This is a genomic window from Agromyces sp. NSFZ, assembly GCF_056156205.1.
Genome location: NZ_CM149585.1, coordinates 1,688,566 through 1,702,663 on the forward strand (window position 1 = coordinate 1,688,566; position 14,098 = coordinate 1,702,663).

The window sequence follows — 14,098 nt, forward strand, 5'->3', positions numbered from 1 at the left end:
TCATCCCATGCAGTACCAGCTGAGCGACGAGGAGCAGGAGCTCTACGACACGGTCTGCGAGTTCGCCGATACCGTGGTCGCCCCGCAGTCGTACGAAGCCGACCGCAGCCACACGCTGTCGATGGACGTCGTCGGCCAGATGGGGGAGATGGGCCTGTTCGGCCTGCCCTTCCCGGAGGAGGTCGGCGGTCAGGGCGGCGACTACCTCGCGCTGTGCCTCGCCATCGAGGCGCTCGGCCGCGTCGACCAGTCCATCGCCATCACGCTCGAGGCCGCCGTCGGACTCGGTGCCATGCCCATCTACCGGCACGGCACCGACGAGCAGAAGGCCGAGTACCTGCCCGACCTCCTCGCCGGACGTGCGCTCGCCGGGTTCGGGCTCACCGAGCCGGAAGCAGGGTCGGATGCCGGAGCCACGCGCACCACCGCCGTGCTCGACGGCGACGACTGGGTCGTGAACGGCTCGAAACAGTTCATCACCAACTCGGGAACGCCCATCACCCGGTTCGTCACCGTCACGGCCGTGACCGGTGAGCGCACCCGCCCCGACGGCTCCGCCGACAAGGAGCTCTCGACCATCATCGTCCCGAACGGCACGCCCGGCTTCACGGTCGGACCCGGCTACGACAAGTCGGGCTGGCGGGCGTCCGACACGCATCCGCTGACATTCGACGACGTCCGGGTGCCCGCGGCCAACCTGCTCGGCGAGCGCGGTCGCGGCTTCGCGAACTTCCTGCGCACCCTCGACGAGGGCCGCATCGCGATCGCGGCGCTCGCGACCGGTGCGGCGCAGGGATGCCTCGACGAGGCCGTCGCCTACGCGAAGACGCGCAACGTGTTCGGCGTGCCGATCGCGTCGCACCAGTACATCGCCTTCACGATCGCGCAGATGCAGGCTCGGGTGCACACTGCCCGCCTCGCGTGGCATCACGCGGCCCGGCTCGTCGATGCCGGACGGCCGTTCAAGCAGGAGGCGGCGATCGCGAAGCTCGTGTCGAGCGACGCCGCCATGCTCAACGCGCGAGACGCCACCCAGATCTTCGGCGGCATGGGATTCATGAACGAGACGCTCGTCGCGAGGCACTACCGTGACTCGAAGATCCTCGAGATCGGCGAGGGCACGAACGAGGTGCAGCTCATGGTCATCGCGCGCGAGCTGGGCATCGGCTAGGAGGTTCAGATGTCGGACGTCCCCATGCGCGAGGTCGTGGAGCGCGGACTGTGGTTCGAGGAGTTCGAGGAGGGCGTGCGCTACCTGCACCGCCCCGGACGCACCGTCACCGAGGCCGACAACGTGCTGTTCACGACGCTCACGATGAATCCGCAGCCGCTGCACCTCGACGCCGCCTGGTCGGCCGGACAGCCCTTCGGGCAGCCGCTCGTGAACTCGCTCTTCACGCTCTCGACGCTCGTGGGCCAGTCGGTCAGCCAGCTCACGCGCGGCACCCTCGTGGCGAACCTCGGATTCGGAGCGGTCGCGTTCCCGCACCCGGTCTTCGTGGGCGACACGCTCTACGGCGAGAGCGTCGTCGAGTCGAAGCGGCTCTCGTCGTCGCGGCCGGGGGAGGGCATCGTGGTCATCGCCCATACGGCCCGCAACCAGGACGGCGTGGTCGTGGCCACCGCGTCGCGCACCATGCTCGTGTGGACGCGCGAGGCCGGCGAGCGGGCGTCCGGTGGAGGCGCCGCGGCCGGTGCGGTCGCGGCATCAGGCCACGCGGCATCCGGCACCGACGACGGAGCCGACCGATGACGCATCCGCCGTTCCGCTTCGGACCAGCGCTCCTGTTCTGCCCGGCCGATCGCCCCGACCGCTACGCGAAGGCAGCCGAACGGGCCGACGCCGTGATCCTCGACCTCGAGGACGCCGTCGCCGACACGGCCAAGCACGAGGCGCGACTCGCACTCGTCGAGTCGTCGCTCGACCCCGAGCGGGTGATCGTGCGGCTCAACCCGGCCTCGAGCGCGCACTTCGCCGAGGACCTCGCCGCGGTGCTCGCCACCGACTACCGCACGGTCATGCTCGCGAAGTGCGAGGGCACGGCCGATCTCGTCGACCTGGCCGAGCTCGAGGTGATCCCGCTGTGCGAGACCGCGCGAGGCGTCGTCGCGGCCGAGGCGCTCGCCGAGTTGCCGAACGTCTCGGGCCTCATGTGGGGCGCCGAAGACCTCGTGGCGTCGCTCGGCGGCTCCTCGAGCCGTCACGCCGACGGCCGGTTCCGCGACGTTGCCACGTACGCCAGGTCGCGGGTGCTCCTCGCCGCCGGCGCCAACGGCATCGCGGCCATCGACGCCGTGCATCTCGACATCGGCGACACGGCCGGGCTCTCCGCCGAGGCGGAGGATGCCGCGGCGCTCGGGTTCGCCGCCACGGCCTGCATCCACCCGACCCAGGTGCAGGTCGTGCGCGACGCGTACCGGCCGAGCGCCGAGCGCATCGCGTGGGCGCGTGACGTGCTCGCCGAGGCGCGAGCGCACGGTCGCGGGGTGTTCGCCTTCCGCGGCGGCATGGTCGACGCGCCCGTGCTGCGGCAGGCGGAGGCGATCGTGCGGCGCGCGGGAGACTGAGCGGACCGCCACAGGTCGCAGGCGGCATCACACGGCGACGTCGCGCTGCCGGAACACGAGCCAGCCGACGAGCACGAGGGCGGCGGCGACCGCGAACAGCAGCCAGATCGGGCCGGCCCACCCCTCGGACATCGGGTCGTCGGCGTACGCCCAGCTGTAGGGCGACCAGTCGTGCAGCCACGCGAGATCCTCGCTCTGGTTGCCGAGCGCGCTGAGGGCGTAGCCGTACACCGCGACGCCGGCTCCCGCGCCGAGCGCCCAGGTGCGACGCCCCGTCATGCCCCCGACGGAGATGGCGGCGACCGCGCTCAACCCGACCAGTCCGAGGAAGGCCGTGGATGCCGCGATCAGCCCCTCGAGCGGGATCTCGAGTTCGGCGGGCTCGTTGAGCACCAGCACCACCGCCACGGCGACGGCGGTGAGCCATACCAGTTTCACCAGCACGGCGGCGGTGCGCTCGGCGTACAGCTGCCCCCGCGTGACGCCATGCGCGAGCGTGAGCTCGAGCTGGCCGTTCTCCTCGTCGTTCGCGATCGCGCCCGTGCCCCAGCCGACGCCGGCGATCGTGACGAGCACGAATCCGATCAGGCCGAAGAAGGTCGCCTGCGCATAGCCGGGGCCCGAGGTGATGTCGTCGTACCCCAGCGCCTGCACGAGCTCGGGCGGCAGCGCAGCCAGCATCTCCTTCATCTGGTCGCTTCCGCCGATCGACGGGTACAGCGGCAGGTAGAGGAGCAGCGCGGCCAGGATGCCGATCGTCCAACCGACGAGTCCGCGCCAGGTGTCGGCGAGGTTCCGGCGGAGCAGCGGAAGCACGCGCATCATCGCTCCACCTCCGCCGGGGTCTCGTCGGTGTCGTAGAAGGCGAGCACCGTCTCCTCGAGGTCGGGTTCCTCCATGGTGAGGTCGATGAGCCGCACCCTGGCGATCGCCTTCACGAAGGCGTCGACGTGCGAGTTCAACGTCGTCGCGAGGGTGCGGATGCCGCTGCTGTCGCCGCCCTCGGCGAGCTCGCCGATTCCGGGCACCTCGGCGAGCGCGGCACGGGCGGCGGAGAGATCCGCCTCGGCGACGACCACGCGGACGTGCCGCACCGCGCTCTCGCGAAGTGCCGCGACGGTCGACAGCTTCTCGATGCGCCCCGAGCGCAGGATCGCGATGTCGTCGGCGGTCTGCTGGATCTCGCTCAGCACGTGCGAGCTCAGGAAGACCGTCTGGCCGTTGGCCTTCGCCTCGCGCAGCATCGCGTGGAACTCCTGCTGCACGAGGGGGTCGAGCCCGCTCGTGGGCTCGTCGAGCACGAGCAGCTCGGGCTCGTGCATGAAGGCCTGGATGAGCCCGACCTTCTGCTTGTTGCCCTTCGAGAGGCTGCGCACCGGACGTCCGAGATCGAGGCCGAGCCGCTCGGCGAGCGACTCGACGGCGCCGGATCGCACGTCGCCCGAGATCTCGGCGTAGTGCGCGAGCAACTCGCGTGCACGCACGCGCGCCTGGAGGTGGAGCTCGCCGGGCAGGTAGCCCACGCGGCGGCGGAGGCTCGCCCCGCCCGCGCGCGGGTCCTCGCCGAGCACGCGCAGGTCGCCGCCCGACGGGCGGATGATGTCGAGCAGCAGGCGCATGGTCGTGGTCTTCCCCGCGCCGTTGGGGCCGATCATGCCGAACACGCGGCCGCGGGGGATGTCGAGGTCGATGCCGTGGAGCGCGGTGTGCGATCCATAGCGCTTGGTGAGGCCGCGCGTGGTGACGGCGGCCGCGTGGTCGGTCATGCCGGTCCTTCCGGTCGGGATGGGTTGGGCGGGATGGTGGGCGCTTCCGCCGCGAGCGCGGCGCGCGCCGCGTCGAGGATGCTGCTGTCGGTGTAGAGCCCGTGCGTGTACAGCTCGAGGATCGGCAGGGTCATCCGCCGCACGGCCGCGGGGCTCGTGAGCGGCACGCCGAGCACCCGCGCGAGCTGGTCGCGCAGGAGGAGGGGGGCGAGGCCGTTGAGGGTGACCATGATCGCGCGCATCTCGGGGTCGGCCGAGGGCAGCATGCTGCCGTCGGCGACGCCCTCGTCGAGCATCGTGCGGGTCTCGCGCAGCAGCCGGTCGAACAGGCGGTTGCCGCCCGCGCTGCCCTCGGAGAGCATCGTGGCGAAGTAGTCGATGTAGGCGCCGAACCGCTCGGGACGGTCGAGCCACTCGCGCATGGTCTCGGCGATGGCCGGGGCCCGCGTCTTCGCCTTCTCGGTCATGAGCTCGCGCACGAGCGTCTCGTCGCAGGCCGTGCGCAGCCCCTCCTTCGACCCGAAGTGATGGATCACGAGGCCGGGCGAGACCCCGGCATCGGCCGCGATCCGGCGAACGCTCGTGCGCTCGTATCCATGCCTGCCGAAGCGCACGATCGCGGCCTCGCGGATCCGGGCGGCCGCGGTGGCATCCTCGAGCGGGACTGAACGCACGTTCACCATGCTAAACACCTGTTCAACCAATCCGCAAGCGAGTCCTCCGAAGTGAGGACCGCAACCTGGCGTTCTCACGCCCATTCGGGGGACAGAGATGCGGATGTCGCAAACGATTCGGTAACGGTTCACGCAAGTCTTCGGGGGACACGTACCCCGAGGCCGTATCGTCGAATCAATCCTGGGGAGGAGGAGCGCGTGGCACGACGGCACAGTTACCGAGCGCACGCGGCGAGCGGCGCGTCGGCCACGTTCGCCGACGACGAGCGCGCCGTCACCATCGACACTCCGGCCTGGGAGCCCACGCCGACCGCGCTGCCGACCCCACGCGTGCGCACCGAGACCGTGGAGTCGAACACCCTCTCCGGCCCCATCACCGTCCCGGTGCGTCGAAGCCTCGGCGGCACCGGCATCGCGACGCATCCGCTCGCCCTCGGCGGCAGCACGTTCGGATGGACCCTCGGCCCCGACGCCGCGTTCGCGGTGCTCGACCGCTTCGCCGGCATCGGCGGGAACCTCGTCGACACGGCCGACAGCTACGCGACCGGCCGCAGCGAGTCGATCATCGGGTCCTGGCTCGCCTCCCGTGGCTGCCGCGAGCGTGTGCACGTCATGACCAAGGTCGGCAGGCACGCCGACCACCCCGGCCTCGCGCCGGCTGAGCTCCGCGCGGCCGTCGACGACTCGCTCACGCGTCTTCGCATCGACCGCATCGACGTGCTGTTCTTCCACGGCGACGACCCCGTCGTGCCGCTCGAGGAGAGCCTCGGCACGGTCGGGGCGCTCGTGGCGGAAGGCAAGGTGCGCGCGCTCGGCGCCTCCGACTTCCCGCCGGAACGGCTCATCGAGGCGCGCGTGCTCGCCGCCAACGGGCTGCCGCGGTTCGAAGTGCTCACCACCTCCTACAACCTCATGCAGCGCCGCCCGTTCGAGGGCGCCACCGAGCTCGTCGCGCACGCCCAGGGCCTCGCCGTGCTGCCCTACTTCGCCCTCGCGAACGGATTCCTCGGTGGTCGGGTGCGCCGCCGCGCCGACGTGCGTCGCGATGCTCGTGGAGAGCGTGTCGCCCGCCACTTCGGCCGCCGCGGCTCTCGCGTGCTCGCCGCGCTCGACGAGATCGCGTTCGCGCACGGCGTCGAGCCGGCCACGGTCGCGCTCGCATGGCTCCTGGCCAAGCCGACCGTCGTGGCGCCCGTCGCGAGTGCGACCGCACCCGAGCAGGTCGAGGCGCTCGTGGCTGCGGCATCCGTCGACCTGCAGCGCTCGGAGATCGTCGAGCTCGACCGCGCGTCGGCCTGAGCCGACCGTCTCGACCGCCGGGCGCCGTTCCCGCCCGCGTGACATAGGCTGGGCTGGATGAACGGCGCTGTCGACCTCCCCCTCAGCCAGCCCGAACTCTCCTTCACCGCCGCCGGTGATGCCGTGGTTCGGCGCAGCGTCCTCCCTTCGGGCGTGCGGGTACTGAGCGAGCAGGTTCCCGGCAGTCGCAGCGTCACGGTCGGCTTCTGGGTGGCCGTCGGCTCACGCGACGAGCAGCACGCCGACGGCGGGCTGCCCGCGACCTACGGCTCCACCCACTTCCTCGAGCACCTGCTGTTCAAGGGCACTGCCGAGCGCACGGCGCTCGACATCGCCATCTCCTTCGATGCCGTGGGCGGCGAGCACAACGCGCTCACCGCGAAGGAGTACACGTGCTACTACGCCAAGGTGCAGGATCGCGACCTGCCCATGGCCGTCGCCGTGCTCGCCGACATGTTCACGTCATCGGTCCTCGACCCCGTCGAGTTCGACAACGAGCGCGGGGTGATCCTCGAGGAGCTCTCGATGGCGGGCGACGACCCGGCGGATGTCGCGAACGAGCGCTTCTTCGAGGCCGTGCTGGGGCGGCATCCGCTCGGCCGGCCGATCGGCGGCGACCCCGACACCATCCGAGCCGCCACGCGCGACGCCGTGTGGGCGCACTACCGCGCGAACTACCGGCCGCAGGACCTCGTGGTCACCGTGGCGGGCGCCGTCGACCACGACCTGCTGGTCGCCGAGCTCGAGCGCGCGCTCACCCGCGCCGGGTGGGACCTCGAGGTCGAGTCCGCGCCCGTCGAGCGTCGCGCCGGCGCGCCCGCCGAGCTCGCCGTCGGGCCGGCCGTCACGGTCGTGCCGCGCCCGATCGAGCAGGTCAACCTGCTCCTCGGGGTTCCCGGCCTGGTAGCCACTGACGAGCGCCGCTCCACCATGAGCGTGCTCAACGCCGCCTTCGGTTCCGGCATGTCGTCGCGGCTCTTCCAGCAGGTGCGCGAGCGCCGCGGCCTCGCGTACTCGGTCTACTCGTTCGCTCCGGCGTACTCCGACGCCGGCCTGTTCGGCATGTATGCGGGGTGTGCGCCCGCCAAGGCGAGCACCGTCGCCGCGATCATGCGCAGCGAACTCGAACGCGTCGCCTCGCACGGCATCACCCCCGATGAGCTCCACCGGGCCGCGGGGCAACTCGGCGGGGCATCCGCCCTCGCCCTCGAGGACTCCGATACCCGGATGTCCCGGCTCGGTCGAGCCGAACTCACGCTCGGCGAGTTCATCGACCTCGACGAGGCCCTCCGACGCATCGCGCTCGTCACCATCGACGACGTGCAGGCGCTTGCGCAGGAGCTCGTCTCCCGGCCGTTCTCGCTGGTCGCCGTCGGTGCGACCGACGAGGCGGCGCTCCACGGCGCGGTCGATGAGGCCGCTCCGTCCCTCGGCGTCGCCTGACGCCCGACAACGACGTCGCCACAGGAAGCAGGACCGTGCCACATCATCTCTACCTCGTCCGCCACGGGGAACAGCTCGACGCCGAGCACGGCATGCCCGACGGCCCGCTCTCGCCGCGCGGCCGGCGTCAGGCCGAGCACCTCGCCGAACGCCTCGGCGGCGTGCCGTTCGACCATGCCTGGCACTCGCCGCTGCAGCGGGCCGCCGAGACGGCCGCCATCATCGCGGCGAAGATGCCGGCGCTGACGCCCGAGCCCTCGGCGCTGCTCTTCGACTGCATCCCGTCGGGCCCGGCGCCCGAGACGCCGAAGGTCTACGATCCCTTCTTCGGGTCGGTGACCGAGGCCGAGATCGAGGCGGGCAGCGCGCAGATGGCGGATGCCGCCGCCGAGTTCCTGCGCGGCCACCGCGAGGACCGTCACGACCTGCTCATCACGCACAACTTCGTGATCGCCTGGCTCGTGCGCGAGGCGCTCGGAGCCCCCGACTGGCGATGGCTCTCGATCAACCAGGCGAACTGCGGGCTCACGGTGCTCACGCAGAAGTCGGGCCGGCCGTGGAGCCTCGTCACCCACAACGACATCGCGCACCTGCCGCCCGAGCTCCGCACCGGGCTGCCGGAGCCCTACCTCATCTGAGGTCCGAGCCGACCCCGGGCCCTGCCTGACGCTGCACGCGCTTGGCGTACCAGTGCGTCGCGTTCGGGTTGTCGTTGTACGGTTCGACCGTGGCGTACCCGCTCGAGCGGTACAGCCCGCCGGCGGCCTCGAGGCTCGCGTTCGTGTCGAGCACGAGCTCCTCGGCCCCGAACGCCGCGGCACGACGCTCGAGTTCCCCGAGGATGCGCCGTCCGGCCCCTCGACCGCGCGCCTCGGGCCGGAGCCAGAGGTGCTTGATCTCGTAGCGCACCGCGCCGGTCCTCGGATCGGGGTCGATGCGGCGCACGCCGCCGCATCCGATCGGCTCGGCGACCCCCTCGCCCTCGCTTTCGCCCTCGTCGTCGCCCTCGTCCTCGACCAGCAGGAACACGCCGGCCGGGGGCGTGAAGGCGGCCGAGGCGGGGTACGTGGGCCGGTACTCGCCCTGGGCTCGAGGGAACCCGGCCGCGCGCTCCGCGAAGTAGGCGTCGAGCGCGGTCGTCGCCTCGGGACTCGTCACGTCGACCTCTCGGAACCGCATCCCGACAGCCTACGACCGCCCTCTTGCTAGGGTGAAGCGGTGACGATACGGGTCGCCGTGGCCGGGGCCACGGGCAGGATGGGACGGTTGGCGATTCGGCTCATCGAGGAGGCCGACGACCTCGAGTTGCACGCGGCACTCAGCTCCCGGTCGAACCTCGACGAGATGCTGGGCGCGGATGTCGCGTTCGACGTCACCCATCCGGCCGCCAGCGCCGCCATCGTGGAGTTCGCCACCGGTGCCGGGATCCCCGTCGTCGTCGGCACCTCGGGGTGGTCGAGCGACCGCATCGCCGAGATCGCCGCGTTCGTGCGTGGGCACGACGACGCGGGGGCCGTGCTCTTCGTCCCGAACTTCTCGATCGGCAGCGTGCTCGGCACCGCATTCGCCGCGCTCGCCGCACCCTACTTCGACTCCATCGAGATCGTGGAGGCGCACCATGCCGGCAAGGTCGACTCCCCGTCGGGCACGGCGGTGCGCACGGCCGAGCTCATCGGCGAGGCGCGCGGCGACGCCGGACCCGTCGCCGCGCCTCATGCCGATCAGCGGGCCCGCGGGCAGCTGGTGTCGGGCGTGCCCGTGCACAGCCTTCGTCTGGCGGGCGTGACGGCCGAGCAGCGCGTGATCCTGGGCGGCGACGGCGAGACGCTCACCATCTCGCACTCGACGGCGTCGCAAGCGGCCTACGAGCAGGGCATCCTCCTCGCGCTCCGCCGGGCCCCGGCCGCGACCGGCGTGCTCGTCGGGCTCGACGCGCTGCTCGACCTGGGTCTTCCCGGCGCGGCCGCCCGACCCGGCGCCGCGGCACCCGGCACGTCCGCATGAGTGCCAAGGTCGGGGCCATCGTCATGGCCGTGCTGCTCGCGCTGTACCTCGTGCTCGTCGGATGGCGGGCCGTGCAGTTCGTCGCCACGGGCGAGCCCATCGCCGTCGCCATGGGCATCGCGCTCATCGTGCTCCCGCTCATCGCGGCGTGGGCGCTGTGGCGCGAGATCAGGTTCGGCGTGCGCTCGCAGGCCCTCGTGCGGCGCCTCGAGGCCGAGGGCGGGCTCGACCTCGGCATCCCCGTGACGCCGAGCGGACGGCCCGAGCGGGCCGCGGCAGACGCCGCGTTCGGCGGGTTCCGGGAGGCGGCCGAGGCCGAGCCCGAATCCTGGCGCGCGTGGCTCCGGCTCGGGCTCGCCTACGACGCCGCCGGCGACCGGCGACGGGCGCGTGCCGCCGTGCGCCAGGCGATCACGCTGGAGCGCGGGGAGCGCGGGGAGCGCGCGGAGCGCTGAGGAGCATCTCGTCGAGCGCTGCCTCGACGGTCACGTGCGTGAAGCGGAATCCGTCGTCGATCAGCCGCTGCGGCCGAACCTTCTGGCTCGAGAGCAGCAGCTCGTCGGCCGCCCGGCCGAGGGCGAGGCCGAGCATGCGCTCGGGCACCGCGAAGGCGTACGGCCGGTTCATCCGCTCGGCCATCGCGTTCATGATGCGGTCGGCCGTCGCCGGAGTCGGACCCACGAGGTTCACGGGACCCGCGAGCCGGGACTCGAGCAGGTGCACGATGGCCGCCACCTCGTCGTGGAGCGAGATCCACGGCCAGTGCTGCCCGCCCGTGCCGAGCCGCCCGGAGAGGCCCATGCGCGTGAGCATGGCGACCCGCTGCATGGCCCCGCCGTGTCCGACGACGATGCCCGTGCGGAAGATCGCGGTGCGGGTCTCGTCTGGCGCGAGCATCGCCGCCGCCTCCCAGCGTTGCACCACCTCGGCGAGGAAGCCCGAACCCGCGGCGCAGAACTCGGTGAGCAGTTCGCCCGGCCGGTCGCCGTAGTAGCCCACCGCCGACCCGCTGAGGAACACGGGCGGCGGACGACGGGCCTTGCGCATCGCCTCGGCGAGGGTCCGGGTCGCGGTCACGCGCGAGTCGACGATCTCGCCCTGGTAACCCTTGGTCCACGGCAGGCGCGAGAGCGACGCGCCCGACAGGTTCACGACCGCGTCGACCCGGTCCATGACCGAGAAGTCGATGATGCCGGCGGCCGGTGACCACGACGCCTCGTCGGCGCCCTGCGCTCGACGCCGCACGAGGCGCACCACCTCGTGACCGTCGGCCGTCAGTCGGTCGACGAGCGCGCTGCCGATGAAGCCGGACGCGCCGGCGATGAGCACCCGCACGGTCAGGCGAGCTCGGCTTCGATCGTGATCGGGATCGACAGGGCCTGCGAGATCGGGCAGTTCTCCTTCGCACCGTCGGCGAACGCCTCGAACTCCTCCTCGGTGATGCCGGGCACGCGTGCGCTCACGAGCAGGTGGCTGCCGAGCACGCCCTTGCCGGCCTCGAACGTCACCGCCGCGGTGGTCTGGATGCTCTCGGCCGGGTGGCCGGCCTGCGCGAGCGCGAGGGAGAGCGCCATCGAGAAGCACGAGGAATGCGCCGCGGCGAGCATCTCCTCGGGGTTCGTCATGTTCGAGACGCCCTCGGACCGGGCCTTCCAGTTCACCGGGAACGTGGCGAGCCCTGAGGAATCGAGGGTCACGTCACCCGATCCCTCGAAGAGGGTTCCCTTCCAGATGGTGGTCGATTCACTCGTCAGTGCCATGTTCGTCCTCCTCGTCGAGCCGGGATCTCAGCCTAGCCGGGAGGACGCCGCCGGGTCAGGTCCGATCAGCTACTGGGGATGACGCGGGCCCGCACGAGCAGCAGATACAGCTGGCATCCGAGGCAGTACCCGAACACCGCGTTGAGGAACGCCGCGACGAACGCCGCCGCCGCAGCGATCGGTACCGCCGGCGCCACGCCGATCGCCCCGAGGATGACGCCCACGATCGTGACCACGAAGCCCACGCCCTGCGCGAACGTCGGCGGACGCGGGTCCTCGAGCTCTGCGGGCGGCCGGAGCCGCGGCCGCACGAACGAGCGGAACACGAGCGAGAACGGGTTCCTGCGGACGCCGGCCAGGGCGCTCCACGCGAACACGAGGCTGAGCGCGGCGAGCAGGATCCAGGCGGCGAGAGCTGCCCCACCGGCGCCGAGCACGACCGTGACGAGGAGCAGCACGGCGGTGACGCCCGCCGCGAAGCGCGGGCCGCGAGGGTCGATGCCGGTCGGGTCGATGCCCGTGGCGTCGACGACGGCGGAGTCAGGATGCGACATGGGTCCTCCGGGTGAGTTGCTCGAGGTGCTCGTGTACGGCGGCCAGACGCGGGACGCCGCCGATGCGCGCGCTCGCGCGACCGCGCGCGTCGAGGATCAGCGTCGTCGGCGTCTGGAGCACGCGGAACCGGTCGGCCAGGTCGGCGCGGTGCGTGAGATCGACCTCGACGTGCCGAACGCCGTCGTATCGTGCCGCGACCCCGGCGAGCTGGCGCGCCGTGCCCGGGCACCGGCTGCAGTACTCGGTCGAGAACTGCACGAGCGTCGCCGACGATCCGAGCGCCGTGGGGGAGAGGTCGAGTGCCGACGCATCCGACTCGGGTGCATCCTCGGATGCGACCGCCTGGAGGCGACCCGTGCGCCACCGCCACGCGAGGCCGACGGCCGTGGCGACGGCGGGCAGGCCGATGCCCGCGATGAGCGCCGTGAGCCAGTCCATGCGGCGATGCTACGGCGGGGCGGATCGTCGCCCGCCCCGTGTGACGGTGCGTGACGTGCGCGGCGCGCCCGACGCATCCGCCCGCCCGGCGCCACGCGCGAGTACCATCGACGCGATGGCCGAGACGATTCCCACGCCCTACGAGGACATCCTGCGCGACGTGCTCGAGCACGGCACCCCCAAGTCCGACCGCACGGGCACCGGCACGCGCAGCGTCTTCGGGCGCCAACTGCGCTTCGACCTCTCGCAGGGCTTCCCGCTCGTCACGACGAAGCGCGTGCACTTCCCGTCGATCGCCTACGAGCTGCTCTGGTTCCTGCGCGGCGAGTCGAACGTGCGGTGGCTGCAGGAGCACGGCGTCACCATCTGGGACGAGTGGGCGGATGCCTCGGGCGAGCTCGGTCCCGTCTACGGCGTGCAGTGGCGCTCATGGCCGACCCCATCCGGCGAGACCATCGACCAGATCACCCAGGTCGTCGACGAGATCCGCCGCAATCCCGACTCGCGGCGGCTCATCGTCTCGGCGTGGAATCCGGCCGACATCCCGCGCATGGCGCTCGCGCCGTGCCACGCGTTCTTCCAGTTCTACGTGGCCGACGGGCGGCTCTCCTGCCAGCTCTACCAGCGCAGCGCCGACCTCTTCCTCGGGGTGCCGTTCAACATCGCGTCCTACGCGCTGCTCACGCACATGGTGGCCCAGCAGACCGGCCTCGGGGTCGGCGACTTCGTCTGGACCGGCGGCGACTGCCACATCTACGACAACCACGTCGAGCAGGTGCGCCTCCAGCTCGAGCGCTCGCCGTATCCGGCGCCGACGCTGCGGTTCGCGCGTACGCCCGACTCGATCCTCGACTACGCGTTCGAGGACTTCGTCGTCGAGGACTACCGGCACCACCCGGCGATCCGCGCGGCCGTCGCCGTATGAGCGGCGCCGGTGACGCGGGCGCTGCGGATGTCGCGGCGCCCGCGGAGGTCGCGGGGCCCGCGATCGGGCTGATCTGGGCCGAAGCGCGCGGCGGCGTCATCGGGGCCGGCGGCGGCATGCCGTGGCACGTGCCCGAGGACCTCGCGCACTTCAAGGAGCTGACCGGCGGCGCGCCCGTCATCATGGGACGCAAGACCTGGGACGGGATCCCGCCGCGGTTCCGTCCGCTGCCCGGGAGGCGCAACATCGTCGTGACTCGGCAGGCGGGGTGGTCGGCCGTTGGCGCCGAGGTGGCCGCATCCGTCGACGAGGCGCTCGCGCTCGCGGTATCCGACGCCTCGGCGGCCGACACGGTCTGGGTGATCGGCGGCGCCGAGATCTTCGCCGCGGTCATGGACCGCGCCGACCGGCTCGAGGTGACCGAGCTCGACCTCGCCGTCGAGGGCGACACGTTCGGCCCCGCGGTCGACGGCTCCTGGCAGGTCGCCGACGTCGACCCCGCCGAGGGCTGGCACACCTCCACGAGCGGCATCCGGTACCGCTTCCTCCGCTGCGACCGCGCCTGACGCGCCCGCCCGCCCATCCACCCACTTCCTTCCGCGTCCCATTCGGCGGATATACGATCCGGCGCGCCGGGGTTCCGGCGGATGTGGTGGCGAGCCGGAT

Annotated in this window: 18 protein-coding genes; 10 read left to right on the top strand and 8 right to left on the bottom strand. The window is 72.1% G+C overall.

Annotated features, from left to right (window positions below; translation table 11 throughout):
- Positions 1-7 precede the first annotated feature (7 nt).
- From ACVFI9_RS07970 to ACVFI9_RS07980, 3 genes are read left to right on the top strand one after another with little or no spacing between them, the layout of a single operon-like run.
- Positions 8-1,171 carry an acyl-CoA dehydrogenase family protein gene (locus ACVFI9_RS07970; protein ID WP_474765610.1) on the top strand — a complete coding sequence of 388 codons (1,164 nt, stop codon included), beginning with the start codon at positions 8-10 and terminating at the stop codon, positions 1,169-1,171.
- A 9-nt stretch (positions 1,172-1,180) separates the two neighbouring features.
- Entirely contained in the window at positions 1,181-1,753 is a 573-nt protein-coding gene (locus tag ACVFI9_RS07975; protein ID WP_474765612.1) for a MaoC family dehydratase, read from the top strand.
- Positions 1,750-2,568: an HpcH/HpaI aldolase/citrate lyase family protein gene (locus tag ACVFI9_RS07980; protein WP_474765614.1), complete on the top strand. Its 819-nt coding sequence runs from the start codon at positions 1,750-1,752 to the stop codon at positions 2,566-2,568. The genes ACVFI9_RS07975 and ACVFI9_RS07980 overlap by 4 nt, the downstream gene beginning before the upstream one ends.
- Positions 2,569-2,595: 27 nt before the next feature.
- Here the strand turns inward: ACVFI9_RS07980 and ACVFI9_RS07985 are convergent, their stop codons facing one another.
- The 3 genes from ACVFI9_RS07985 to ACVFI9_RS07995 are packed head-to-tail and all read right to left on the bottom strand — an operon-like array spanning position 2,596 to position 5,008.
- Positions 2,596-3,393 carry an ABC transporter permease subunit gene (locus tag ACVFI9_RS07985; protein WP_474765616.1) on the bottom strand — a complete coding sequence of 266 codons (798 nt, stop codon included), beginning with the start codon at positions 3,391-3,393 and terminating at the stop codon, positions 2,596-2,598.
- A complete protein-coding gene (locus ACVFI9_RS07990; RefSeq protein ID WP_474765618.1) occupies positions 3,390-4,334 on the bottom strand; it encodes an ABC transporter ATP-binding protein in 945 nt (314 codons plus the stop codon). Before ACVFI9_RS07990 ends, ACVFI9_RS07985 begins: the two co-directional genes overlap by 4 nt.
- On the bottom strand, positions 4,331-5,008 hold the full coding sequence (locus ACVFI9_RS07995; RefSeq protein ID WP_474765619.1) for a TetR/AcrR family transcriptional regulator: 678 nt from the start codon (positions 5,006-5,008) through the stop codon (positions 4,331-4,333). The genes ACVFI9_RS07990 and ACVFI9_RS07995 overlap by 4 nt, the downstream gene beginning before the upstream one ends.
- A gap of 198 nt (positions 5,009-5,206) precedes the next feature.
- On the opposite strand from ACVFI9_RS07995, the gene ACVFI9_RS08000 reads away from it, so the two are divergent.
- From ACVFI9_RS08000 to ACVFI9_RS08010, 3 genes are read left to right on the top strand one after another with little or no spacing between them, the layout of a single operon-like run.
- Complete coding sequence (locus ACVFI9_RS08000) at positions 5,207-6,307, top strand: aldo/keto reductase (RefSeq protein WP_474765621.1); 1,101 nt, start codon at positions 5,207-5,209, stop codon at positions 6,305-6,307.
- Positions 6,308-6,364: 57 nt separating this feature from the next.
- Entirely contained in the window at positions 6,365-7,750 is a 1,386-nt protein-coding gene (locus ACVFI9_RS08005; RefSeq protein WP_474765623.1) for a M16 family metallopeptidase, read from the top strand.
- 35 nt (positions 7,751-7,785) lie between these two features.
- Positions 7,786-8,388, top strand: coding sequence for a histidine phosphatase family protein (locus ACVFI9_RS08010; RefSeq protein ID WP_474765624.1), 603 nt, complete (start codon positions 7,786-7,788; stop codon positions 8,386-8,388).
- Here the strand turns inward: ACVFI9_RS08010 and ACVFI9_RS08015 are convergent.
- A complete protein-coding gene (locus ACVFI9_RS08015) occupies positions 8,381-8,929 on the bottom strand; it encodes a GNAT family N-acetyltransferase (protein ID WP_474765626.1) in 549 nt (182 codons plus the stop codon). The two genes, ACVFI9_RS08010 and ACVFI9_RS08015, sit on opposite strands and share 8 nt — an antisense overlap.
- A gap of 39 nt (positions 8,930-8,968) precedes the next feature.
- Between ACVFI9_RS08015 and dapB the strand changes: the two genes are divergently transcribed.
- Positions 8,969-9,754 carry a 4-hydroxy-tetrahydrodipicolinate reductase gene (dapB, locus tag ACVFI9_RS08020; protein ID WP_474765628.1) on the top strand — a complete coding sequence of 262 codons (786 nt, stop codon included), beginning with the start codon at positions 8,969-8,971 and terminating at the stop codon, positions 9,752-9,754.
- The gene (locus ACVFI9_RS08025; RefSeq protein WP_474765629.1) at positions 9,751-10,209 is read left to right on the top strand and encodes a hypothetical protein; all 459 of its coding nucleotides are present in this window, start codon (positions 9,751-9,753) and stop codon (positions 10,207-10,209) included. Before dapB ends, ACVFI9_RS08025 begins: the two co-directional genes overlap by 4 nt.
- Here ACVFI9_RS08025 and ACVFI9_RS08030 read toward each other — a convergent pair.
- The 4 genes from ACVFI9_RS08030 to ACVFI9_RS08045 all read right to left on the bottom strand — a co-directional run bounded on the left by ACVFI9_RS08030 (position 10,166) and on the right by ACVFI9_RS08045 (position 12,507).
- Positions 10,166-11,089, bottom strand: a complete 924-nt coding sequence (locus ACVFI9_RS08030; protein WP_474765630.1) for a TIGR01777 family oxidoreductase — start codon at positions 11,087-11,089, stop codon at positions 10,166-10,168. The two genes, ACVFI9_RS08025 and ACVFI9_RS08030, sit on opposite strands and share 44 nt — an antisense overlap.
- Positions 11,090-11,091: 2 nt before the next feature.
- The gene (locus ACVFI9_RS08035) at positions 11,092-11,514 is read right to left on the bottom strand and encodes an OsmC family peroxiredoxin (protein WP_474765632.1); all 423 of its coding nucleotides are present in this window, start codon (positions 11,512-11,514) and stop codon (positions 11,092-11,094) included.
- Positions 11,515-11,579: 65 nt separating this feature from the next.
- On the bottom strand, positions 11,580-12,068 hold the full coding sequence (locus tag ACVFI9_RS08040; RefSeq protein ID WP_474765633.1) for a DUF4395 domain-containing protein: 489 nt from the start codon (positions 12,066-12,068) through the stop codon (positions 11,580-11,582).
- The gene (locus tag ACVFI9_RS08045; protein WP_474765634.1) at positions 12,055-12,507 is read right to left on the bottom strand and encodes a TlpA family protein disulfide reductase; all 453 of its coding nucleotides are present in this window, start codon (positions 12,505-12,507) and stop codon (positions 12,055-12,057) included. The genes ACVFI9_RS08040 and ACVFI9_RS08045 overlap by 14 nt, the downstream gene beginning before the upstream one ends.
- 115 nt (positions 12,508-12,622) lie before the next feature.
- Here ACVFI9_RS08045 and ACVFI9_RS08050 point away from each other — a divergent pair, with 115 nt between their 5' ends.
- Together ACVFI9_RS08050 and ACVFI9_RS08055 are read left to right on the top strand one after the other, a co-directional pair.
- Positions 12,623-13,432 (top strand): thymidylate synthase, encoded by an 810-nt coding sequence (locus tag ACVFI9_RS08050; RefSeq protein WP_474765635.1) that lies wholly within the window; start codon positions 12,623-12,625, stop codon positions 13,430-13,432.
- Positions 13,429-13,998 (top strand): dihydrofolate reductase, encoded by a 570-nt coding sequence (locus ACVFI9_RS08055; protein WP_474765637.1) that lies wholly within the window; start codon positions 13,429-13,431, stop codon positions 13,996-13,998. The genes ACVFI9_RS08050 and ACVFI9_RS08055 overlap by 4 nt, the downstream gene beginning before the upstream one ends.
- Positions 13,999-14,098 lie beyond the last annotated feature (100 nt).